We start from the raw sequence: 23,120 nt of genomic DNA, 5'->3' as shown, positions 1-23,120 counted from the left end.
AATTTAAGAAAAAAGGGAATGCAGGCTCTTATTATAAGGCTTTCATCAATCCCTTTGTTGCCTAAGTAACGAATGCCTTTAAAAAAACAATAAGTTGACCACCTAATTGACATCTATTTAGAAAATGACGAAGCAGAAAATGATAAAATCGCTCTTAATGACGTTTTTTATCCTGAAATTAAAAAAGAAGAGCCAACTCAAACAGTCCATTTTTCAAGGACTTTTGAGTCAGCCTCTTCTCTCTTTCAGTTAATTTTCTTTCGTGTTTTTATGAAGAATTAGTGTTTGTTCATTTCGTTTCCAAGGGGTGCCGAGGAAAGGAAGCGCAAAGCGGTCAAGTCCGTACCAGCCGGCGACCTTCCAAGCGAGAACTAAGATCATACCTAAGATCAAGAGAATAGGGTTCGTACTGAGCGTCCCTGCAAATAAATAGCTCGCATTCATTAAACCGCCAAAAAAGGCTGCGATACCTGTAAGAAGTCCAACTATGAGTCCTAATCCAACAAGAAATTCACCGTAAGAGACCAAGTAGGAAAAAAGTTTGGCATGCGGCAAAACGACGTCTTTTAGAAAGTTGGCGTACCAGCCTGCTACGTCTGGATTACTGCCTGGAACTGCTTTTGATTTAACAAGAGCTCCTTGAATAAACCCGGTTAACGCTACTCCTGCTTTTCCTCCTGTCCACACGTCTTCATGAAGCTTTCCCCAACCGGCGCTGAGCCATTGGTAGCCGACATACAACCGAACAATTAACCAAAACCAAGCAAAACGTGTGCTCACAAATAAGAAATGTGAAACTGGATTTTCAGGAATAACGACCTCATGATTTCTCATTATGAATTTACCTCCAAAAAAGGAATGTTTTATTCTTTCTAAGAACAATTTAACATCTTCATTAATGAAAGTAATTCGGGGAATTCCCCTATTTTTTATCCGAAAAACCCCTAAAGAGGGAATAAAATGCTAACACCGCAACTCCCTTCTTCCCAAGTATAAGACTTGACCCGTGATTTTTTTGGCACTGATTTTAAGTGCGGAAAGCGACGTATTTTGAGGGAGCGTTTCAAATGAAAAACCGAACTCATCACGTTAAAAGCTGTGAATAAGTTCGGTTTTTTCTATTCGTAAAATACGTCTGCCCCAGCCTCTATTTTTCGTCATCTCAGTTCTCTCGTCTGACAAATTGAGCCTTCTGACGGTAAGCATCTATGATCAAGTACGGATAATGCTGATTGACCAAATTAAGTACCGCTTCAATTAACCGCTCGAGTTCTGGAATGCTTTCTTTCATATCACCTAACAAGATATAGGTCATTTGTTGATCAAAATGTTCGGGTCAGTTGGCTTTTGAACCTTTTCTATTAAACAAGGTTAACTCCAGCGTTATGAATCGTGGTTTCTCCAATTTCTACTTCTCTTCCAAACAGCCTCGTATAGACTCCGCTGCTGTCGTTAAGCAACTCTGCATGTGTCCCTTCTTCGACGATTTTTCCATTTTCTAAAACAATGATTTTATCCGCAGAGAGCACCGTTGATAGTCGGTGGGAAATGATTAAAATGGTTTGATTTTTCCCGTTTTGAAGGACGACCTCATTTATTTGAGTTTCAGTAATCGGGTCAAGAGCCGAGCTTGCTTCATCAAGAATGAGAATCGGAGCGTCCTTCAGAAGTGCTCTCGCAAGGGACAAACGCTGCTTCTGCCCGCCTGAGAGCAAACTCCCCCTTTCTCCAACTGGTGTGTTCAAGCCCTTTGGTAACGTTTCAAGCAACTCCCCTAAGCCGCTGTCATAAAGAGCTCTTTTTAATTCCTCATCTGTTGCGAGAGCCTTACCAATCCGTAAATTATCAGCCAATGTACCGCTTCGCAGAATCACATCCTGTGTCACCACTGCGATTTGTGAACGCAGCCAAGAGGTATCCCATTCCTTAATACTTCGATCATCGACTTCAATAGAGCCCCGTTCTGATTCGTAAAATCTGAACAATAAATCAACAATAGTCGATTTCCCTGATCCGCTCGGTCCCACTAAGGCCACTTTTTCCCCTGGTTGAATGGTGAATGTTACGCCGGTCAAGACATGCTCTTCTTTTGCCGGATACGAAAAAGTAACCTCCTGAAACGTTATCTTTCCATTGGCTCGCTCATCTTGAATACCTGCACTTGTTTCCGCTAATGACGGCTCTTCGGAAAGCAGAATGTCAGAGCGATCAAGGGCTGGACCTGTTCTTCTGACAGAGAGCCAGTTTCGCAGCAAGCGCTGCATTTCATTCGCTGCAATCGTCACGAGTCCGCCGGCTGTCAGCATTTCCCCGCTCGACAAACCATGATGCCAAATCAGCAGTGTGCTAATGAAATAGACAACTGCGAGAGCAAACCCATTGTAGCTTGCAATGACTACGACCGACTGCATGCGCGCCTTTAGTTCTTTAATTGAATGCTTCACAAACGAAGACCTTATTGATACAACACTCTCGACCTCATGATCTGAAACGCCCATTACTCGAGACAAGTGAATACCCGTCACCGATTCTCTTAGCCTTTCAAGATATCGGGAAGCTTCTCTTCTGGCCTCAGCTGAAGCTGCTCGTGTTCTCGTTCCAACATAATTAGATGTCCAATAGAAAATCACGCCGAGAACCACACTTGTAATCATCAGGTAGGGATGAATATATAATAGAACGATGCTGTAGATGATGACCCCCTGCACACTGGCCATAAAGGTAGATCCTTCCCAAGCCAAAAAGTTATGGAGCGTATCAGGATCATCTGAAACTCTGGCAAGCATTTCACCCGTTGAATTATGATGGTAAAACGAATAAGGCAATAATTGCAAATGACGGAATAATCGAAGCTTCTGCCAATTCGTAACCGTTTTAGCCGTTTGATGGCAGAAATACTCATCGATGATCATCATGATTAAATCAAAGATGCCGGATAAAACAAGGAGTCCCATCAATCCCCAAAGCCACTTATGATTATGGCTGGGAACAATCGTATCGACCAGCCAGCTTAGAGCAAGTGTTGGGATAACTGACGCGAAGACTTGGCTGATCGCGATGACAAACGAATCACCTATCACCCATTTTTTATAAGGTTTAAGAAAAGCTAACACGCGCCTTCCATCACGGCTCTTTTTTGGAGAAACAGACGTTGTGCTCACGCCATCAACTCCTTTTCCAGCTCGGTATATTGGGCTTTATATAAATGATAATAGTGTCCTTTTAATGAAAGAAGCTCTTCATGCGTTCCTTTTTCAGCAACCATTCCATTGTCTAAAAGAATGATGACATCGGCCTTTCTAACTGTGACAAGACGGTGGGCAATCGTGATGGTCGTTCTTCCTGGAATCAACTGCTCAAGCGATGCCTGAACTCTTTCTTCGGTTTCGCCATCTAAGGAGGAGGTGGCTTCATCAAAAATGAGGACAGGCGGTTGACGAAGGATCGCTCGGGCAAGTGCCACTCTTTGTCTTTGACCTCCAGAGAGCTTCAAACCTCTCTCTCCAACGACCGTTTCATAGTTATCTTCTAAGGAATCAATTAATTCCTTTAATCCAGCTGCCTCTACTGCTCGATCAAGCTCTTCGGCCGAAGCATCTGCCTTTCCATAAAGAAGGTTTTGCCGAAGCGTACTATTTAATAGAAAGGTTTCCTGTGAGACAACACCGACCTGTTGTCTAAAACTATTGCGATTATAAGCAAAAAGATCTTGATCATCAATATGAACCGATCCTTGCTGCGGTTCATACAACCCGAGCAAAATTTGAACAAGCGTACTTTTTCCTCCTCCACTTGTTCCAACGATCCCGATATGCTGCCCGGGCTTCAGTGACAGGGAAACCCCTTTTAAGATCTGCTTATCACTATTAGGGTAAGTAAACCAAATATTTTCCAAATCAATTTTTCCGACCACCTGAGCAAATTCAGGCAATCCTTCTGCATGTTCATCTGGAAGATCAAAATAGTCATAGATTCTCCGAAGTGCCGGAATCGCCTGTTGAATAGTTAAGGCGTTTTCGGCCAAAGATCGGACAGGCTGGAACATGATTGTAATAAAGCTGAGACAGGAAACAAGTGTCCCGACTGTAATATGGTGATTCCAAATGGCGATCCCGCCGATTAGCATCACAATTCCCGGTGCTGCAATATTAAAGAGGTTTCCTAAACGCCAATTCACTTTTCCTAACAGCGCAGCACGAATCGAAAAACGTTTCCAATCCGAAAGTTTTGTTGCTTGAGTTTCAAGCTCTTGATCCTGAGTTTGATAAGTTCTTACTAAACGAACACTTTCAATACTTTCCTGCAAATGCTGGTACATATCTGCACTCATGTCTCTTTGAATTTGACTTTTTATTCGCATCGTTTTACCTAATTTAAAGGATGGAAAAATATAAATCGCAAAGACGACAAACATGACAATCGCAGCCGGCCAAAATAAAACGAACACACTGGCAAAAGCGGCAATAGCGCTAATGACTTGCTGAATGATTCTTGGAATAACCGTATTATTCAAATTCTGAATCGATTCAACATCATGGGTTAAGCGATAAAGCAGATCTCCTCTTGGTGTGTTTGAAAAGAAAGACATGGGAGCCCGATGTAATTTTCTAAAGGCTCGCAATTGCATGTCAGTAATAACATCTAATCCAATTTTCACTTGGACAAATTCTTGTAGCGTTTCAAACAACGACTTTCCTAAATAGGCAACAAGGACACCGCCTACCACCCAGATTAAGAAAGCCATCTCGCGTTTCTGCAGCACATCATCCACTAATTTTCCAACCAAAATGGAAGGCAGTATGGTAAACGCCCCGCCAATTAACGAAAAAACAAATGCAATCAGCAGCGCTTTCCAATACGGCTTAAAATGGTTAATGGTCGTATTCAATATCTTCATATCGCCCCTCCTCCGCTCGTAAAAACCTATTTTATTATAAAAAATGGAAACATTCACTATACACGTTAAAATTCGATGAATTAAAACTATTCTAAACAGAAGTTGGTTCATTTTAGGGGACGGATCTCTATACTAAATAAGAGAACGAACCGTCCCCTCCACCCCCGCTAACACTGCTTACCCCACTTAACCTAAACATTTTACAAATAACGTTAAGTTTCCTATTGCTATTTTTTCATAATATGTTAGTATAGACATTGTTACTTGGAAGGCTAAATATTCAAATCATCATGAGTCTTTCAAAGCAGATAATTTTTGACCACTTCCTTTTATAGGAGGTTAAGGCCATACGGACAGCCGGGTCAAATGCCGATTGGCAACTTTAGTTGCCTTATTGATTGAGTTAAAAGCTCAAATTTTATAAGTTGGTTACTTTACAACCAGTGCTTCTGCACACAACTTGTGAAACGGTCAATAAGAGTGGTAAAAGTAAATTATTTGCTATATAGACTCTGATCCTATTCCGATATAATTTGAATATTAAAAGCTTCCTACCGGACTAATCTGTCCACTTCTTGATAGGTGGATAGCTATGACGATACAATTGTCATAGACATGCTTTTTAATACTGATAATTATATCTCGAAAGCAAGTGTGTGCGCTAAAAGCGTTTTGACACTTGCTTTTTTTAGTGATTGAAAGATCAAATCTGATTGAAAAAGTCTTCTGCTCTGAAGAAAAAAAGATTAAATGGGGGGACTAGAAATGGGTAAAGCACTTATAATCGGTTGTGGTGGTGTGGCCTCTGTTGCCATTCATAAATGTGTTCAAAATAGTGAGGTATTTGAGGAAATTTGCATCGCCAGCCGTACGAAATCAAAATGTGACGATTTGAAAGCAAAATTAGATGGCGGAAAAACGAAGATTACGACAGCTCAAGTCGATGCCAACAATGTCGATGAACTTATCGCTTTAATTGAAGAAGTCAAGCCGGACATTGTGATGAATCTTGCGTTGCCTTATCAAGATTTAACGATCATGGACGCTTGTCTTGCTACCAAAACCAATTACATGGATACTGCCAATTACGAGCCTGAAGATACGGCGAAATTTGAATATAAATGGCAATGGGATTACCGTGAGCGCTTCGAAAAAGCTGGGATTACTGCTCTTTTAGGAAGCGGCTTTGATCCTGGTGTAACGGGTGTCTTCTCTGCTTATGCCTTAAAGCATCATTTTGATGAGATTGAGTACATTGATATTCTCGATTGTAATGCTGGAGACCATGGTTACCCATTTGCAACGAACTTCAATCCAGAAATCAATATTCGCGAAGTAACCGCTAAAGGCAGTTATTGGGAAAACGGTGAATGGGTAGAAACAGAGCCAATGGAAATCAAACGTGTCTACAACTTCCCTGAAATTGGTGAAAAAGACATGTATCTATTGCACCATGAAGAGATTGAATCTCTTGCCGTTAACATTCCTGGTGTGAAACGCATTCGTTTCTTCATGACATTTGGTCAAAGCTATTTGACTCACCTTAAAGCATTAGAAAATGTCGGCATGACGTCTATTGAACCAATCGAATTTGAAGGCAAACAAATCATCCCGCTTCAATTCTTGAAAGCCGTCTTACCGGACCCATCTTCTCTTGGTCCTCGCACTAAAGGAAAAACGAATATTGGCTGCATTTTCAAAGGTAAAAAGGATGGGAAAGATAAGACCTATTACGTTTATAATGTATGTGATCATGAAGCATGCTATAAAGAAGTTGGATCTCAAGCCGTTGCGTACACAACTGGCGTTCCAGCAATGATTGGTGCCATGATGCTTATGACAGGGACTTGGAATAAGCCTGGCGTTTATAACATTGAGGAATTTAATCCGGATCCATTCATGGAGGCTTTGAATAAGTGGGGTCTCCCATGGAAAGAGAGCTTTAATCCCGAGCTTGTTGACAACGAGCCGATTAAAGAAGCGGAGCTCGCCCGATAAGATGAAGTTTGAACAGTTACCTACTCCATGTTATGTCGTTGACGAGGGCCTTTTGGAAAAAAATCTTAAAATCCTGCATGGCGTCATTGAGCGCACAGGGTGCAAGATTGTTTTAGCACAAAAAGCCTTCTCAATGTCTACCTTATACCCTCTTATTGGGGACTATTTAAGCGGAACAACCGCTAGCGGTTTGTACGAAGCGCGTCTTGGTCACGAGGCTATGGGAAAAGAGAACCATGTCTTTTCCCCCGCCTATCGTGAGGATGAAATCGATGAAATCATTTCTATTTGTGATCATGTGATTTTCAATTCTTTTTCACAGGTGGAGAAATTTAAAGATAAAGTGCTTGCTGCCGGTAAAAAGGTGGGCCTCCGGATTAATCCCGAATGTTCCACGCAAATTGGTCATGCCATTTATGATCCTTGCTCACCTGGCTCTCGGTTCGGCGTGACGGTTGAACATTTCCGTCCTGATTTATTGGAAGGCATTTCCGGTCTTCACTTCCACACGCTATGCCAACAAAATTCTGATGACTTGGAAACCACTTTAAATGCAGTAGAAGAAAAGTTTGGAAAGTGGTTCTCCCAAATGGAATGGATTAACTTTGGCGGTGGCCACCACATAACACGTGAGGATTATGACATCCCTCGTTTAGAGAAATGTATTAAAAGAATGCAGGATGTCTATGGACTTGAGGTTTACCTTGAACCAGGTGAAGCCGTTGCACTCAATGCCGGCTACCTCGTCACCTCTGTTCTTGATACGACTCAAAACGGCATGGATATTGCTATTCTAGATACTTCTGCTTCTTGTCACATGCCGGACGTTCTTGAAATGCCATACCGCCCTCCCCTTTTTGGTTCAGGAGAAGCAGGTGAAAAAGCCTATACGTATCGGTTAGGTGGACAAACTTGTCTCGCTGGCGATGTCATCGGCGATTATTCCTTTGACGAACCGTTAAAAAGCGGTGACCGATTAGTCTTTGGAGATATGGCCATCTATTCGATGGTAAAAAATACGACATTTAATGGTATGCCATTACCTGCGATTGCTATTCAAGATAAAGATGGCGATTGTAAAGTTGTCCAGCAATTTGGCTATCAAGATTTCAAAATGCGCCTTGCATAAACCAATTATTTATAGAAAAGCCACTCCAAGTCACTACAAAATGACTTATGGAGCGGCTTTTTTTGTTATTCAGGCTCATCCAAACCTCCCTTCTCTTTAAACCTCCTTTAAAATCGTTTTGTTATAACGAATCCACTCTCGGGCGGCAAAAGGAAGGTAATGATCCTTTCTCCAAACGATCGCTAATTGCCAAAGGATAATAGGATCGATTAAACGCATACTCTTCACCCTTAACGGATCCAGACCTGCACATATCGTTTCCGGTAAAAGCGCAATCCCGAGATTGGCCGCTACCATTTCACTGATTAAATCCCATTGTGAGCTTTCCGATGCAATGACAGGCTGAAAACCCACGCTTAGGCAAGCATTAATAATTCGATCATGTAAGGCAAAATCCTCACGAAATAGTATAAAGGGGTCTTCTTTCAATTCACTTAGCTTGACCACCTTTCTACCGCTTAACGGATGGCTCGGATGAACAATGAGGCGCAGTTCTTCTTTAACAAAAGAATACGTGTTAAACAATTCCTCATCAGTCGGAAGTAATATCACCCCAATATCTAGCAGACCTCTTCCCACCTCCTCCTCTACTTTTTTTGCCCCGTTCTCCACCAACTGGATTGTAATTCCGGGAAACTGCTCACGAAACCCGCCGATAATTTTTGGGAAGAATCGGGAGCCGATCATTGGAGGGAGTCCAATTCGAACGGATCCCGTTTTTAGATCTCTTAAATCATCTAAAGCATGGGTCATATTTTGAAATGAATGGATAATCTTTTCCGCATGCTTCAATATAATGTGACCCGCGTCTGTCAGTTGAACACGCTTGCCCGTCCGATCAAATAGCTCAACGCCAAACTCGTCTTCCAAATTTTTGACCATCTTACTTATCGTCGGTTGTGTAACAAATAAGTGATTAGCCGCTTTAGTAAAGCTTTCACGATGCGCTACTTCTAAAAAATAGATTAAATGCCGAATGTCCATTTTGATCATCTCGCTAACTATAGATAATTGGAATATATAATATGCTTATAATTCATTTTACCTATGATCTAACATAACATACAATAGTTGAGAGGTGAACAATTAATGAAATGGTTGAAGACGGTCCTTCAGATCGCTTTTTTAATTATAATTACAATTCTTATGAATACTGTTACACATCTTTTGCACTTACCTATTCCCGGATCTATTCTTGGTATTATCGTTCTCTTTATTCTATTGAAAACAAAAATTTTACCCCTTAAATGGATAGAGTCGGGGGCAAGCTTCCTGCTCGCTGAATTATTGCTATTCTTTATACCCTCTGCAGTTGGTGTTGTGAACTATAAACAACTGCTCATTCATAGCGGGTTACAAGTCATTGCCTTAGTGATCGTAAGCACGGGGCTTGTTATGGCTGGGGCAGGACTCGTCGTCTCTATTATTGCAAGTCGAAAGGAGCGCAAGTCACTATCATGATTCTTGGAATTCTAAGTTTGCTTGGTACAATCGGTATTTACTATGGGGCCAAGAAACTCTATCAACACAAAGCTAAAATTTATTTGACGCCATTACTCATTACACCAATTATTCTCATTGCTTTGATCTTATTCACTCATTTGCCTTTTCAAGAATACAACGCTGGAGGTAAGTGGTTGACTTATCTATTGCAGCCTGCGACGATTGCGTTTGCGGTGCCGCTTTATAAAAACTTTGACATCTTAAAAAAACATATTATCGAAATTTTGATTGGCGTAGCTTTTGGTTCTGGGGTTGCAATGGTTTCTTCCTTAATGTTTTCAAAATGGCTACATTTAAGTTCAGCGGTCTCAGACAGCGTTATTCCTCGTTCTGTAACCACACCTATTGCCATGAATATCTCTGAATATATCGGCGGTGTTCCAACCATAACGGCGGTAGTGGTGATCATGACAGGAATACTCGGAAGTATCATCGGACCCTACATTATTCGCTGGCTCCGTATTGATAACGAGATTGCCCGCGGCGTCCTTTTTGGAACAGCCGCGCACGGTGCAGGAACCTCTAAAGCATTTGAACTGAGCCCCGTCACCGGTACAATTTCCAGTATTTCTATGATCTTAGCCGCTCTCTTTACACTATGTGTGGCACCACTTGTATTTTAATCTCTATAGAAAAAAGCTACATTGGCTTATCTGCCTGAAGCCACTGAAAAAGTCTCCTTATAACAGCGCGCAGTAAATTGGGCTGTTGATTTCCGTTACAGGCACTCGCTTTCCGCGGGCACGGCCTCAGCCTCCTCCCTCACAAAAAGCGCTCGGTGCGGGGTCTTCGGACACGTGTTGTTCCCGCAGGAGTCTCGTGACTTCCACTCCAATCAACGGAGCGCAGATTAATGTTTTTTACCAAAATTTTAATATATAAAAGGCATACTCCCTCTATTTTGGGGGAATTATGCCTTTTTTCTTGTATATTTTAGGTATTAAGTTTAAGTGGGTGCTTAGGATGATACGTCAACAACAATCAATGCCGTTAAGTGAATTTATGGCCATCTATGATATAGCTGTTCCTAAGGATAACCTTCTTCGCCAAATTAACGATTTGATTGAGATTTCTTTTGTCTGTAATAAACTGAAAGATAAGTAGTGTCATGATAATGGTCGTGATGCCATCCATCCCATTCTTATGTTTAAATATTTGTTGCTTAAATCCATACATCATTTATCAGATGTCGATAGTGTGGAACGTTCACAATACGCTATGTCATTCAAATACTTCCTCGATATGGCCCCCGAAGATAAAGTGATCGATCCGAGTTTCTTAACAAACTTTCGTAAATTAAGCTTAAAAGGTGTTGGTCTGCCCATGGAGCTTTGGAGGTCGATTGCGAATCGTGGTTACGCCTATTTATGTTAAGTGTAACAAGGATTCGTTATTGACTCCCAAACTTAGAATTTTCAGGACAAGTTATAACGACAATACGCTATTTTTCCAGGTTTCATTTCCCACATTGTCATTGAGGGCGCTTTGTTGAAATGCCATCGCCTTCTCCCTTGTTCACCTGCTTCGTTCCGCTCGTTTCAATAGACATCGTGTTATCGGAGTCCTTATATTCGCCTGATAATTGCCCAAGTTGATCGGGCGTATAATTCGTTTTGTTCTTACTTTTAGCCATTCGTCATTCCCTCCTTTTGAAATTTAGTGTGCCATTCAGGCTGTACAGGCATTCACTAAAACGATAAAAAGACGACCTCTATTCAATTAAAGGTCGTCTTTCTTTCTAAAATGATGTCACTTCATCGACTTATTTACCGGAGCGTTGACGTCGGCGGCGTGTCACAGTATCAATTGTTACCGCAAGGAGTAAGATAGCCCCTTCAACAATGTATTTTACACTTGAAGGTGCACTTAGCAGATCCATCCCATTTTCTACACTGCCGATTACAAGAGCGCCAACTAATGCATTCCATACTGAACCTCGACCACCAAAGAGACTCGTTCCCCCGATAACAGCAACCGCGATCGCATCCATTTGCAGGTTACCGCCACCGGATGCAGGAGAGGCTGATCCTAAGAAGGAAGCCCCGATAATCCCACCGAGAGCACCAAATGCACCGCTTAGGATAAAGACGCTTAAACGAATCCCCCTGATTTTGATTCCAGAACGACGAGAGGCTTCCGCATTCCCACCGAGCGCAAAAATATGGCGGCCATATGGGGTTGAAGTGGTAATAAAAGAAAAGACAACAATAAAGATAAGGAGAATAAGACCTGCAATCGGTACTCCATTATAAGAATTTAAGACAATAAAGACAATGACAGAGACGACAACAAGTAAGGCCGTTTTGGCATAAAGGCCAGCAAAGGAAGTTGATAGATCCGCCTGCTGACGCTTTTTTTGGTGATTCCAAGATAATAGAAAATAAAGAACGGCCACAATAACTAAAATGACCCAGCCTACAGATTGCGGCAAATAGGTTGACGTTATATTCAAGATTGCTTGACTCGTAATGGGGACCGTTCCTGTATTTCCAAGCATCATCAGAAGAACCCCTTGGTAAGCAAAGGAACCTGCAAGAGTGACGATAAACGCTGGAACTCCAATATAAGTGACCCAAACCCCTTGGAACGCACCAATTAATGCCCCAAGAGCGATAGCGATAACGATAGCAAGCCATGCACTGACCCCGCCGTTTGATAACAAGACGAGGACGGCTGCCGACACACCACTTACTGAAGCGATGGAAAGGTCAATTTCACCGAGTAAGAGGATGAAGGTTTCACCGATCCCGAGTAAGCCGATTTCCACCATTTGAATGATGAGGTTGGAAAGATTTCGCCCGCTCAAGAAATTTTGGTTAATGACTTGGAAGATAATCCAGATAATAACGAGCCCAAGAAGAACCGGGATAAGGCCTAATTCCTTGCCTTTTAATTGGCTCAGGAAGCCTGATTGTTTTGTCTTATTCATTAGCTTTGACCTCCCTCAGAAGCACCCGTAATGGCTGCGATGACTTCTTCTCGAGTTGATTCTTTTGTGATAAAATTTGCAACCGTCTTACCAAGGCGCAGAACAACAATGCGATCTGCCACTTCAAAGACATCGGCCATATTATGAGAGATAACAATAACTCCAACACCTTTATCTCTTAAGTTCTTAATAAGATCTAATACCGTTCTTTGTTGGGCTACCCCAAGTGCTGCCGTTGGTTCGTCAAGCATGACAAGCTTTGACCCCCAGAGCACCGCACGGGCAACCGCCACGACCTGCCTTTGTCCACCAGATAAACTGGCGACTAATGAGTTAAGAGGAGGCAAATTGATTTTTAGATCTTTTAAAACAGGACCTGCCTTTGTTTCCATTTGGATTTTGTCCAACGTACTCAGCACACCTGGAATCCGCGTTTTTCTCAATTCCCTGCCAAGATAGAGATTGGAAACAATATCCAAATTATCACAAAGAGCTAAATCTTGATAAACGGTTTGAATGCCATACTTCTCGGATATGGCCGGTCCATTAAGTGCTACTGGTTTTCCCTCAATTAAGATTTGACCTTCATCAGGCTGAGCAACCCCTGCGATCATTTTGATCGTTGTTGATTTTCCTGCTCCGTTGTCACCAACTAGGGCTACAACCTCACCGGGGTACACATCAAAAGAAACTCCTCCTAATGCTTGAACGGCACCGTAACTCTTTTTGATAGACTGTACGCTTAAAAACGGCGTTTTCTTCTCACTCATGCTGACACCTCCAAAGATAAAGAACGCGGTGCCAGGGCACCGGCGCTCTTCATCCTAAAAATTAAATTACTTTCCTGGGTTGTTGATTTTATCCATTGTGGTGTATCCGTCTTTGATAACAGTGTCTTGAATATTGTCTTTAGTTACAACAACAGGAGTTAAAAGGACAGCAGGAACCGTTGCCGAACCATCTTTTACTTTTTGGCTGACTAATGAACTTGGTACTTGCTTTCCAGTTACAAGGTCTGCAGCGATTTCAGCTGCTGTCTTTGCTTCAGTTGGTACGGCTTTATAAACAGTCATCCCTTGAGTTCCTTGCATGATGTCATGCAAACCTGCATCTGTAGCATCCTGACCTGTTACTGGAACTTTACCGGCTAGTTTTTGTGCTGAGAGCGCTTGGATAGCAGCACCAGCAAGACCATCATTTGCAGAGAGGACAGCGTCCACGTTGTTGTTCAATTTCGTTAAAGCTTGTTGCATTTCACGAAGACCGTTTGCTGGATCCCAGTTTGGCGTATAAGTTTCATAGCCTTTCTTGAGGGTGCCGTTTTTGAATAATGGATCTAGAATCTTATGGGCTCCTTGCGCAAATTGCAGGGCGTTTGGATCCGTTTGGGCACCGTTAAGCATGACCACTGTACCGCCCTTTTTCGTGTTGTCAGCAATGTATTGCCCTTGAAGTTCTCCTACTTTTTCATTATCAAAGGAAACATAGTAGTCAACTGGACCGCTGATCATCCGGTCATATGATATAACTTTTACTTTGGCTTGATGGGCTTTGGTTACAATGGTAGCCGCTGCCGTTGAATCCACTGGGTCAACAACTAAGACTGTTGCTCCGTTAGTAATCTCCGCTTCCGCTTGCTTTTCTTGAGTAGCGGCATCCGCTTGTGCATTTTGATAATCCACTTTCGCATTTGGAGCTAACTTCTTCATGTCAGCGATGAAATCGGGTTTATCCTCTGATTCATAGCGTGCAGACGAAGTGGTATCTGGCAATAATAAAGCCACTTTTTGATTAGATTTTTTTGCGGAAGAACCTGATGATGCCTTGCCGCTTGTACTGCTCGTTCCACAGCCCACTAATAGTGATGCGGCGATGGCCATAGCGGCAGACGTTGATAGCACCTTTTTAACTGATAAGTTCATAATTTGATTTCCTCCCTTTTTGGTTAAAGGTATTTTCGCTTTAGTAAGCGTTTTCTGTAACCGTTCACAACTATTAATATAAATCATTGAATCCGTTTCCAAAGTTGAACTTTCTTCACTTTTTTGTCGTCTTTCTGCACTTATTTGTGATTGAAAAAAAACCAGATGTACGCAACCGTATGCACTAACTATTGAGTGTGGATTACCTCCACTAAAAAGTTTGACTGCCCTAAGAGGTCTGTCCCCTCAAAAAAAATAAAAAAAATAGCACTAACTTAGTGTTAGGCCATTTTTTCGATAGTCACTTGGTGTTTTTCCCGTCATTTTCTTAAAGACTCGGCTAAAATAATTGGGATCGTGATATCCGACCTCAAAGCAAATCTCTTTAAAAGTCTTTTCCGTATTGATTAATAGACTCTTAGATAATTCAATTCGCTTTTGTGTCAGATAATCAATAAACGTCTGTCCGTAGTGTTCTTTAAACAATTTGCTGAAGTAATATGGACTTAACTGGACTTCTGCTGCCACATCATCGAGCGTAACTGCTTCACAAAAGTGTGCATCAATCCAATCTTTGGCCTTATAAATAACCCCATTTGAGCGTTCGGTTTGCCAGTTATTAATATATTGTACTAAATTTAATAGCTGACTTCTTGCGCGTTCACGAAGCAGAACATAAGTCTCAGAGTTAAAGGCATGCTCTGGCAATAAATAATCGGAGTGCCACTCTTTTAGATACCGGTTTAAAAGGACTCTCATTTCATCTAAATGCTGCATGATGTTTTTTATCGAATGATCATAAAAAGCCGATAGCTCTGCAAAAAACTCATAGAAAACTTTTTCAAATGAATGACTGTCGCCAGCACGAATTGACTCGAGAAGCAAATTTTCAAGCTCATTAAGCTTTGTTTCTGAGCGTTTAGACAAAATCGAGGGGTGGTAAACCATATAATTGACATTGGCTGTCGTTTCTCCTAATGCTAAAATGGCTTTTTGATAGGAGTCTGAAAATTGATAAACATCTTCAACAGGCGTTCCAATCCCGATGCCGCATTTTATGTCAGGGAAAGCTTTCTCCATTATTTTGAGGAGCTTTCTGGCAATCGCGGTTGCACGACTTTGGATAGAGGCTTCTTTTCCATCCTCATTAAATGGTAATAAAACTGGAATCTGAAAGCTCATCAACGGCCCTATGGCTGCTTGACAGATGGAATTAATCAGGTTCTCAAACTCTCTATAAATTCGGGTTTGGTCTTCTGAAGAAATGACTTGATTCCCACTCCTAGGCTGAAAATCTATAACCATTGCCACAAATTGCTGGAAATCTCCCACAGAGAAAGCCTCTAAATAAAAAGATTCCCGATTAATGTGATTTAATAATAGACCTGCCACCCAATCGGTTTGAAGCTGGCTTAAAGCCCTGTAATAATTGGCTTGGATTTCCTCTTCTTTCTCAAGTTTTTCTTTTTCTTTCTCCAGTTCTTGAAGCACCCTGGATACTGTCTCAATAATTTCTTCCTTCTTGCTTGGTTTAACTAAATAATCCTTTACGCCCTCCCGAATGGCCTGTTGAGCATACTCAAACGTATCGAAAGCGGAAACCATAATAAAACGAGTCTGCTCATTATGTTTTTTTATCTCTTGAATGGCTTGAAGTCCATCCATACCAGGCATTTTAATATCCATCAGAACGAGATCAGGATTTTTCTGCTCAGCATAAGAGACGGCTTCTCCGCCAGTACGTGCTTCCCCCACTTCCTGCACTTCTGGGAATGCCGTCATGAGAATCTTCTTCATCGCTAAGCGTTCCAGCCTTTCGTCATCCACAATTAATATATGTGTCAATTCTTTCTCCTCCGTTTATAGCGCTTCCGTTAGCTTTTTTGGGGAGCAAAAGACGAATGGTTGTTCCGCTCCCTAGTGTTGACTCAATTTCCACTACCTCTTTCTTTTGATAAAACAATTGCAAACGTCTAATGACATTTTTCACCCCAATCCCAGTGGAGTGACCACTCTTTTTAATCCGAACAGGGGATAAGAACTCTTCTTCAGATAGGATGGAATGAATCGTTTCCTGATCCATTCCCTTACCTGTATCACGCACTTCAATTTGTACGTACGATTCAAAATCCTTCACATTCACGACAATTTTTCCGGCTTCTTCATACGGTTCAATACCGTGAATAAACGCATTTTCGACTAAAGGCTGAAGCGTTAAGTTCGGCATGAAGATGTTACAAGCTTTTTCATCAATGTTAAGTTCAAATACGACACGATCTTGGAAACGAGTCGTTTGAATATAAACGTAATCTTTAATTACCCTAACCTCTTGCTCTAAGGTCACTGGTTGATTTAATTGGCCGAGATTATACCTCAGCATCGCCGCCACAGAATCGATCAACTCACTTATTTCTTCTGCTTCTTCTAAATAAGCCTTCTTAGAAATTGTATTCAAAACATTAAATAAAAAATGGGGGTTGATTTGACTCTGAAGACTTTTCAACTCCATTTCTTTCAATAGGCGGTCTAACTCCGCCTTTTCATGAATTTCGCCAATCAGCTGAACAATATTTTTTCTCATATCATTAAAGGTTTGGGTCAAAAATTGCATCTCATCCCTCGTTGACACTTTTACAGGGGGACCGTCAAAATTCCCTTTTGATATTTCTTCTGCTGCAGCCGTTAAACGACGTATAGGCTTTGTGATACCTCTTGAGAACCAGAAGGCAAAGAGAAAACCGAGAAACACACTGGAGACAAAAATACAGAGTCCCATGTTCTGGAACAAACTGTCTTTCATTCTAAGATTAGAGTAAAAGCCATTATAATTTGTTAAGGCTGAATTAATAAGATCAAGAGTCGTCTGGTGTATATACCCTTGAATGTTTTCGGTTTCTGTTAAATGTTTGGAATAGAGATCCACTTCGTTTTTTTTAAACTCATTGACGACCCTCTCACTCTCATCCAAATAACTGATGATCATGTTCTCATAGTTTTCAAGAGACACTGTGTTTTCTTTTGTCTGAATGCTTGGGAGTTGATTCTGTATCGTAACAAGCTGCTTTCTTTGTTTAAGATAAGTTTGGTAATCACCATTTGATTGACTATTTAAATACGTTTCTAGCGATTGATAAAGAGAATCCGTCTTTTGAGAGACCTGATTCAACAAGAAGAAACCGCTGAGAAACCGATCATATTGCCTTATAGAATCTTGCTCATTTCGAAACAAGAAATAAGCGATACTGTTTAACAGAACGATAAGGACAAGAAAAAACAAAAGGAGCTTCGTTCGAATTCGGATCATGGTGTCCCTCCAACCTCACTTCCTGAATTAGTTGGAGGTAAATTGGATGAATCAAGAATCGTCGTATCTGTGTAATTGATGGTCGGAATGGGTTTTCCTTGAAGCAGTTTTATCATTAATTCAACACTTTGATAGCCCATCAAATAAGGTTCTTGAGCCACTGTCTCATCTATTTTTCCTTCTTTGATGTCTTTTAGCGTGTCGGGCAAGTCATCGAATCCAATAATGAAAGGTTTCGTTTGAGGATCTGATGATGTCACAGAAGCAATCCCTAAACCGTCGAGAGCACTCGTCCCAAAAAAGGCATTAACATCCGGATGGTCTTGATAAATATCGAACGTTTTTTCAGCCGCCTGAATCCGTGAGATATTTGAGGATTCAATCGCTACAATCTTAATATGAGGGTAATTTTTCAGAGCATTTTTGAATCCGCTTACACGTTCTTGCTGATTAGCGGACACCTTGCTTCCAATAATAATCGCGACATTCGCTCTTCCTTTGGTTGCTTCTGCAAGAGCCTCCCCCGCCTTTTCTCCCGCTTCGTAATTATCTGTCCCAACATAGGCGGAACGTTTACTTTTTGGTGCATCTGTATCAATGGTAATAACAGGAATGCCTTGTTCTACTGCTTTGTTAATGACACTCGTCATTTGGTCGGGGTTAAGCCCTTGAGTTATAATGCCATCCACTTTAGATGAAATGGCTTCGTCAATAAAGCGGATATGCTCACTAATACTCGTTTGAATCGGTCCTGTATACTCAACAACAGCATTATTCTCTTTTCCTGCCTCATCGGCTCCTTTTTTTACCATTTGCCAGTAAGGATTCCTCACTTCCTCTGGTATAAGGACAAGATGGTACGCTTTTGGCTTCGTCCCCGAATTATTCGTCAAAACCGTTTTATAATGAAGCGCCTTCAAAAAGAAATGAAGACCAAGTGAGGCCGAAGCAAGAAAGCCAACAATAAGAAAAGCATATATAAGTCCACGCACTTTCACAGGCAATACCTTCCTTAATTTTTTTCACGGGTTTTAAAACAGTATATAAATAGAAAGGGCTAAAAAGCAACTAAAAGACTAGTCACAAGGGACTAGTCTTTTAGATCAGGATGGAAAAACAACTGATGCCTTACTCTACTAATTAGCTTAGACGAGTTTTGATGATCACCTAAACATCCTAGTTGGAAGACTTTTTAACTCCTTTTGCAAGGTAATACTTACCCTCTTTTTCATAAACAATAGCGTGAGTGTCTAACTTGTCTTCATAGAGTTTTGTTCCCTTATCGAGGTAATTCGAATCGAAATTTTTCAGAACACCATTTGAAGCACCTGCATCCATGTTCACCACATTTCGCTTAACCTTCCCAAGCTTTTGTCCTACTTCGCTTGGCTGAACCTCTGAGTCCTTGTCTGAAACCCCATAATGGACGCCGTTCACCACAACAAACGAATATGACCAAGAAGCGGAACTCCCTGAACCCGTAATAGATGAGGAACAGCCGATCAAGCTAATCGGAATTATTACTAGATAGAAAATTCCTAAGACGATTTTTTTCATCATTCATCTATCCTTTCCAACCCTAATCTAGATCGTTTACCCTCCAACAAAAATCAAAGACAAGAGGTCCTCGGGTAAGTACCCGTCTCTTCTCTTTTGTTTTAAAAATGTCTATTAATCTCTGCTTTAATCTTTCATACTGAATGCTTTTTGTAGCTTAAATTGAATGTCTTTAAGCTCCTCGTCCCTGCTTTGATTGGTAAGGTCTCGTTTTCATTTTTTAAAAGAACGGCTCCTTCTGAAACCGCAGTTCGCGCAAGCTTCATATAGCGCTTCCCATCAAGTTGAAAAGTCTTCATCGGTCAAACCTCCCCATCATCATCCTTTGATTGTAATCGATTTCATTTTGTGAAATACCCATTTTTTCCTTACCCTCAATTTATCTCAATTTATCTCAAATTTGAATTCACATCAAGAATCAATTTTCAGAATCCTTTTAAAAAACATTAAAAAGGCCCCCCTTAAAGGGAAGCCGCATCAGCCTAGTTAACGGAGAGACATGACATGATGAAAGCCGGACATAACGACCGCTCCCATTATCAGGAACATGATGATAAATAAGACGACTGCTATTATAACTAATAGACCTTGGAGAAAAAGATACTTAGAGTAATAGTCAAGGATCCCTTCGATCCGTCCTTCTTCTTTAGTTCTTAAATAAAGGGCTGCCTCACTGCCACTCTTATAAATAAAATACCCTGTGATCACACTCATGATACCCGGAATAGCTCCAACAACAAAGCAAAATAACCCGCCAATTGCAGAAAGACAACCAACTATCATGGTGAGTATCCCCATAAATCGTCCCCAAAACGCAATTCGTTTCATCCTTTTTTCTTCCAATCTCATCCCTCCCTAAACATTAAGCTTTACATTATACAAAACAAAAAATGTAAATATTCACATCATCACTTAAGTTTGAGGAATAAAAATTGAACCCTACTCAACCAGTGATGAGCAGGAAGGGATACATAGCTCATTCGGACAACCTAGACTTGTATACCAATCAGATAGAAACAACTTACCGTTTGTAAATGAAGAATGCTACCAATTAAACGCATTAAATGGGACTTAAAGGTCATTAAAAGAAAGGATTCACCACGATTAACTTCCTTCTTTGACGACTACTTTATCTTTTATATGATCGTTTGGAAAACTAATTGAAATCGATTAATCATAACCCTTTTCTGACTTAGTGCTTACTCGCCAAAGAACAGTTCGAGGATAAGATATGAGCTTTTGGATCATTCTCCTAATTTTAGGAGTATGTTCTTCTGTTAGACGTGAGATCACCCATGCATAAACAATCATAAGAATAACAAGGACTATATTGTCTCTTAAATTTTGTGAAGGTTGAAAATGCTCAAGTAACGGAACAGCATGGTCTTTATGACTTGCTCGAATAAAATTAAATACCGGAAAATGGATTAAATACAAGGTATAAGAGAACCCTGCCAAAAAAGTAGCCGTCCGAGTGAGTCCTGTCAAAAAGGTCGTATTCTTATAAAAACTAATGATGGTATAGATAAGTAAACTGTAGCTAAGACCAATTATCAAATCAGGTATAAAGGGCTCAGCATTGACATTGGAGGTCGGTGTATAATGAAGCAAAGCATCCGGCAGCCATAGAGAACCAATGGCTGCTGCCGAGGCTAACACCATTACGACTCGATTAAGCCGCTTCGATTCCCATTTAAGTCTTGGAAGGATAGCCACTCCTGCACCCATCAGCCAAATAGAGAAGTATTTGAGTACTCTTGGCCCTAGAACCTGATAAATAAAATAAGCTAAAGCTACCGTAACAACAAAATATAAGAACCGTTTCCTAATTGATTTAGAGAAAAGAAATAAAGCAAGCGGTGGAAACAGGATATAATACCAGAACTCGTAAGTTAAACTCCATAAAACACCATTCTGTCCAAATGAAGGCGTAAATTGTCCTTTTAAAAACAAGGCGTTGATCATAAAGCTTTTTAGACTGTCATTGTGTATAGTCTGATCTGTCATGGCGTTTTGCAGTTTTACCCAGATTATGGTTAGACATAGGGAGGGGAGTAAGACAATCCACAATCGAACGAAACGATTAATTAAATATTGGCTCCATGACCAGCTTTGCTGCAATACATTTTTTAGAACCCCCGATCCAACAAAATAACCGCTTAAAACAAAAAACACCATTACTGCCTGATAGCCTGGAATGACGTGTTTTAAGGTCGCATGCAATTCTAAGACAGTTAGCGCAGATAAAAATCGTAATAAATCTAACAGCCCTGAAGCATCACTATAAGGTTGAACCTTATTGATTTTCATAGTTAGTTTCTCTCTCCTTCTTTTCTCTCTCTCTTTTAATACACACTTCTTTCCCAATAACGGCTTTGCCCAAACAAGGACGATTGACCCTATTACAGCGTTTAAATCAAGCCTGGCCTTGCATTTTCGTTATTTTTTCAAGAAGATTAAAAGAGGTTAACAAGAGAAGGGAAAGCTGTAACAGTTGTAAAGGAACAAAATAGTTTTGTCTATTTCATTATTTAGAAGTTTATAGACCAAAAGAAGAAGCCCCTGAGTAAATCTCAAGGGACTTAATACGAAAGGAATGCGACGTCCTTAAAATCTAGCATTACAAGATGTCCATTTTCAAGACGCGGAGACAGATATAAATGCAGAGCTTACTGCGAGCTTTTATTCACATGCTCCCTTTAGCATGGTCACCGAGTGGTTTCACGGGGGGATTCAAATACAGTTCAAGGTACACGGCCGAACAATTGTTAACAATTATAAAGCTGAAACAAATATAAATTCACTACACAAAACCTTCCTTACATTAATGTCTAACGAACAAAATCGCTAACGCCGCGACTCCCTTCTTCCCAAGTATAGATTTAACCTATGAGTTTTTCTCGGGCACTGTTTTTATGTTTAAACACTTAACAAAAATGGGTGGTTGTCTAACCAATGTGGAAAATCGTCCCGTTTTAACATAAGAAGCGTAACTAGGCTACGTTACTGGTCAACTTCCTGGGTAAAATGGGCCGTTCCGAGTTAAATAGAGAATGCTCGTTACGCTCAACCGAAATAGGTGTAACGACATTCCGTTATTTCGGCATTCCAGCCCCGTTTAGCGGCGGATAGTGTATCCTCGTTACGCTCAAACGAAATAGGCGTAACGTCAATCCTTTATTTCGGCATTCTGGCCCATTTGCAAGCGGATAGCGTATTCTGGTTACGCTCAAACGAAATAGGCGTAACATCAGTCCGTTGTTTCGGCATTCCGGCCGGATTCGCGGCGGATAGCGTATCCTCGTTACGCTCAACCGAAATAGGCGTAACGACATTCCGTTATTTCGGCATTCCGTCCCATTTCGCGGCGGATAGCGTATCCTCGTTACGCTCAACCGAAATAGGCGTAACGTCAATCCGTTATTTCGGCATTCCGGCCGGATTCGCGGCGGATAGCGAATCCTCGTTACGCTCAACCGAAATAGGCGTAACGACATTCCGTTATTTCGTCATTCCGTCCCATTTCGCGGCGGATAGCGTATCCTTGTTACGCTCAACCGAAATAGGTGTAACGTCAATCCTTTATTTCGGCATTCCGGCCGGATTCGCGGCGGTTAGCGAATCCTCGTTACGCTCAACCGAAATAGGCGTAACGACATTCCGTTATTTTGGCATTTCAGCCCCATTTAGCGGCGGATAGCGTATCCTCGTTACGCTCAACCGAAATAGGCGTAACGTCATTCCGTTATTTCGGCATTCCAGCCCCGTTTAGCGGCGGATAGTGTATCCTCGTTACGCTCAAACAAAATAGGCGTAACGTCATTCCGTTATTTCGGCATTCCGACCGGATTCGCGGCGGTTAGCGAATCCTCGTTACGCCT

At 41.2% G+C, this 23,120-nt stretch carries 21 protein-coding genes and 1 pseudogene; 6 read left to right on the top strand and 16 right to left on the bottom strand.

The annotated features are described in order from the left end of the window. Positions 1–249 precede the first annotated feature (249 nt). From PU629_RS10620 to PU629_RS10605, 4 genes are all read right to left on the bottom strand, one after another. Positions 250–834 (bottom strand): DoxX family membrane protein, encoded by a 585-nt coding sequence (locus PU629_RS10620; protein WP_275284224.1) that lies wholly within the window; start codon positions 832–834, stop codon positions 250–252. Between the two features lie 328 nt (positions 835–1,162). Next, positions 1,163–1,315 (bottom strand): hypothetical protein, encoded by a 153-nt coding sequence (locus tag PU629_RS10615; RefSeq protein ID WP_275284223.1) that lies wholly within the window; start codon positions 1,313–1,315, stop codon positions 1,163–1,165. Between the two features lie 46 nt (positions 1,316–1,361). Further along, positions 1,362–3,161, bottom strand: a complete 1,800-nt coding sequence (locus PU629_RS10610) for an ABC transporter ATP-binding protein (RefSeq protein ID WP_275284222.1) — start codon at positions 3,159–3,161, stop codon at positions 1,362–1,364. Further along, positions 3,158–4,897 (bottom strand): ABC transporter ATP-binding protein, encoded by a 1,740-nt coding sequence (locus PU629_RS10605; RefSeq protein ID WP_275284221.1) that lies wholly within the window; start codon positions 4,895–4,897, stop codon positions 3,158–3,160. The genes PU629_RS10610 and PU629_RS10605 overlap by 4 nt, the downstream gene beginning before the upstream one ends. A gap of 765 nt (positions 4,898–5,662) precedes the next feature. Here PU629_RS10605 and PU629_RS10600 point away from each other — a divergent pair. Together PU629_RS10600 and nspC are read left to right on the top strand one after the other, a co-directional pair. Continuing rightward, the gene (locus PU629_RS10600) at positions 5,663–6,895 is read left to right on the top strand and encodes a saccharopine dehydrogenase family protein (protein WP_275284220.1); all 1,233 of its coding nucleotides are present in this window, start codon (positions 5,663–5,665) and stop codon (positions 6,893–6,895) included. Position 6,896: 1 nt separating this feature from the next. Continuing rightward, positions 6,897–8,024: a carboxynorspermidine decarboxylase gene (gene nspC, locus PU629_RS10595; protein ID WP_275284219.1), complete on the top strand. Its 1,128-nt coding sequence runs from the start codon at positions 6,897–6,899 to the stop codon at positions 8,022–8,024. 96 nt (positions 8,025–8,120) lie between these two features. Here the strand turns inward: nspC and cidR are convergent, their stop codons facing one another. Next, positions 8,121–9,008, bottom strand: a complete 888-nt coding sequence (cidR, locus tag PU629_RS10590; RefSeq protein ID WP_275284218.1) for a cidABC operon transcriptional activator CidR — start codon at positions 9,006–9,008, stop codon at positions 8,121–8,123. Positions 9,009–9,113: 105 nt separating this feature from the next. Between cidR and PU629_RS10585 the strand changes: the two genes are divergently transcribed. From PU629_RS10585 to PU629_RS10575, 3 genes and pseudogenes are all read left to right on the top strand, one after another. Beyond that, a complete protein-coding gene (locus PU629_RS10585) occupies positions 9,114–9,485 on the top strand; it encodes a CidA/LrgA family holin-like protein (RefSeq protein ID WP_275284217.1) in 372 nt (123 codons plus the stop codon). After that, positions 9,482–10,150: a CidB/LrgB family autolysis modulator gene (locus tag PU629_RS10580; RefSeq protein ID WP_275284216.1), complete on the top strand. Its 669-nt coding sequence runs from the start codon at positions 9,482–9,484 to the stop codon at positions 10,148–10,150. Before PU629_RS10585 ends, PU629_RS10580 begins: the two co-directional genes overlap by 4 nt. Positions 10,151–10,490: 340 nt before the next feature. Beyond that, a pseudogene (locus tag PU629_RS10575) lies at positions 10,491–10,847 on the top strand (transposase); the annotation flags it as partial. A gap of 151 nt (positions 10,848–10,998) precedes the next feature. Here the strand turns inward: PU629_RS10575 and PU629_RS10570 are convergent. The 11 genes from PU629_RS10570 to PU629_RS10520 form a co-directional block, all read right to left on the bottom strand. Beyond that, the gene (locus tag PU629_RS10570; RefSeq protein WP_275284215.1) at positions 10,999–11,160 is read right to left on the bottom strand and encodes a hypothetical protein; all 162 of its coding nucleotides are present in this window, start codon (positions 11,158–11,160) and stop codon (positions 10,999–11,001) included. 129 nt (positions 11,161–11,289) lie between these two features. Further along, complete coding sequence (locus PU629_RS10565) at positions 11,290–12,456, bottom strand: sugar ABC transporter permease (RefSeq protein WP_275284214.1); 1,167 nt, start codon at positions 12,454–12,456, stop codon at positions 11,290–11,292. After that, positions 12,456–13,226 (bottom strand): ATP-binding cassette domain-containing protein, encoded by a 771-nt coding sequence (locus PU629_RS10560; protein WP_275284213.1) that lies wholly within the window; start codon positions 13,224–13,226, stop codon positions 12,456–12,458. Before PU629_RS10560 ends, PU629_RS10565 begins: the two co-directional genes overlap by 1 nt. Positions 13,227–13,292: 66 nt before the next feature. Beyond that, positions 13,293–14,378, bottom strand: coding sequence for a sugar ABC transporter substrate-binding protein (locus tag PU629_RS10555; protein ID WP_275284212.1), 1,086 nt, complete (start codon positions 14,376–14,378; stop codon positions 13,293–13,295). Between the two features lie 270 nt (positions 14,379–14,648). Beyond that, a complete protein-coding gene (locus tag PU629_RS10550) occupies positions 14,649–16,223 on the bottom strand; it encodes a response regulator (RefSeq protein WP_275284211.1) in 1,575 nt (524 codons plus the stop codon). Next, on the bottom strand, positions 16,198–17,682 hold the full coding sequence (locus tag PU629_RS10545; protein ID WP_275284210.1) for a sensor histidine kinase: 1,485 nt from the start codon (positions 17,680–17,682) through the stop codon (positions 16,198–16,200). The genes PU629_RS10550 and PU629_RS10545 overlap by 26 nt, the downstream gene beginning before the upstream one ends. Next, entirely contained in the window at positions 17,679–18,680 is a 1,002-nt protein-coding gene (locus PU629_RS10540; protein ID WP_275284209.1) for a sugar-binding protein, read from the bottom strand. The genes PU629_RS10545 and PU629_RS10540 overlap by 4 nt, the downstream gene beginning before the upstream one ends. A 178-nt stretch (positions 18,681–18,858) precedes the next feature. Next, positions 18,859–19,239, bottom strand: a complete 381-nt coding sequence (locus tag PU629_RS10535; protein WP_275284208.1) for a hypothetical protein — start codon at positions 19,237–19,239, stop codon at positions 18,859–18,861. A 134-nt stretch (positions 19,240–19,373) separates the two neighbouring features. After that, the gene (locus PU629_RS10530) at positions 19,374–19,538 is read right to left on the bottom strand and encodes a hypothetical protein (protein ID WP_275284207.1); all 165 of its coding nucleotides are present in this window, start codon (positions 19,536–19,538) and stop codon (positions 19,374–19,376) included. Positions 19,539–19,725: 187 nt separating this feature from the next. Then, the gene (locus tag PU629_RS10525) at positions 19,726–20,082 is read right to left on the bottom strand and encodes a DUF5362 family protein (protein ID WP_275284206.1); all 357 of its coding nucleotides are present in this window, start codon (positions 20,080–20,082) and stop codon (positions 19,726–19,728) included. 327 nt (positions 20,083–20,409) lie between these two features. Further along, positions 20,410–21,549, bottom strand: coding sequence for an acyltransferase family protein (locus tag PU629_RS10520; RefSeq protein ID WP_275284205.1), 1,140 nt, complete (start codon positions 21,547–21,549; stop codon positions 20,410–20,412). An 889-nt stretch (positions 21,550–22,438) separates the two neighbouring features. Here PU629_RS10520 and PU629_RS10515 point away from each other — a divergent pair. After that, entirely contained in the window at positions 22,439–22,939 is a 501-nt protein-coding gene (locus PU629_RS10515) for a hypothetical protein (protein WP_275284204.1), read from the top strand. Positions 22,940–23,120 lie beyond the last annotated feature (181 nt).

The sequence above is a fragment of the Pullulanibacillus sp. KACC 23026 genome, from assembly GCF_029094525.1.
GTDB lineage: Bacteria > Bacillota > Bacilli > Bacillales > Sporolactobacillaceae > KACC-23026.
Note: the sequence above shows the minus strand (reverse complement) of the source record. Positions and strands in the feature narration are given on the sequence as shown.

Coding starts and splice junctions, on each gene's coding strand:
- PU629_RS10620 (WP_275284224.1), bottom strand. CDS start 834: ATGAGAAATCATGAGGTCGTTATTCCTGAAAATCCAGTTTCACATTTC.
- PU629_RS10615 (WP_275284223.1), bottom strand. CDS start 1,315: ATGACCTATATCTTGTTAGGTGATATGAAAGAAAGCATTCCAGAACTC.
- PU629_RS10605 (WP_275284221.1), bottom strand. CDS start 4,897: ATGAAGATATTGAATACGACCATTAACCATTTTAAGCCGTATTGGAAA.
- PU629_RS10600 (WP_275284220.1), top strand. CDS start 5,663: ATGGGTAAAGCACTTATAATCGGTTGTGGTGGTGTGGCCTCTGTTGCC.
- nspC (WP_275284219.1), top strand. CDS start 6,897: ATGAAGTTTGAACAGTTACCTACTCCATGTTATGTCGTTGACGAGGGC.
- cidR (WP_275284218.1), bottom strand. CDS start 9,008: ATGGACATTCGGCATTTAATCTATTTTTTAGAAGTAGCGCATCGTGAA.
- PU629_RS10585 (WP_275284217.1), top strand. CDS start 9,114: ATGAAATGGTTGAAGACGGTCCTTCAGATCGCTTTTTTAATTATAATT.
- PU629_RS10580 (WP_275284216.1), top strand. CDS start 9,482: ATGATTCTTGGAATTCTAAGTTTGCTTGGTACAATCGGTATTTACTAT.
- PU629_RS10570 (WP_275284215.1), bottom strand. CDS start 11,160: ATGGCTAAAAGTAAGAACAAAACGAATTATACGCCCGATCAACTTGGG.
- PU629_RS10565 (WP_275284214.1), bottom strand. CDS start 12,456: ATGAATAAGACAAAACAATCAGGCTTCCTGAGCCAATTAAAAGGCAAG.
- PU629_RS10560 (WP_275284213.1), bottom strand. CDS start 13,226: ATGAGTGAGAAGAAAACGCCGTTTTTAAGCGTACAGTCTATCAAAAAG.
- PU629_RS10555 (WP_275284212.1), bottom strand. CDS start 14,378: ATGAACTTATCAGTTAAAAAGGTGCTATCAACGTCTGCCGCTATGGCC.
- PU629_RS10545 (WP_275284210.1), bottom strand. CDS start 17,682: ATGATCCGAATTCGAACGAAGCTCCTTTTGTTTTTTCTTGTCCTTATC.
- PU629_RS10535 (WP_275284208.1), bottom strand. CDS start 19,239: ATGAAAAAAATCGTCTTAGGAATTTTCTATCTAGTAATAATTCCGATT.
- PU629_RS10530 (WP_275284207.1), bottom strand. CDS start 19,538: ATGAAGACTTTTCAACTTGATGGGAAGCGCTATATGAAGCTTGCGCGA.
- PU629_RS10520 (WP_275284205.1), bottom strand. CDS start 21,549: ATGAAAATCAATAAGGTTCAACCTTATAGTGATGCTTCAGGGCTGTTA.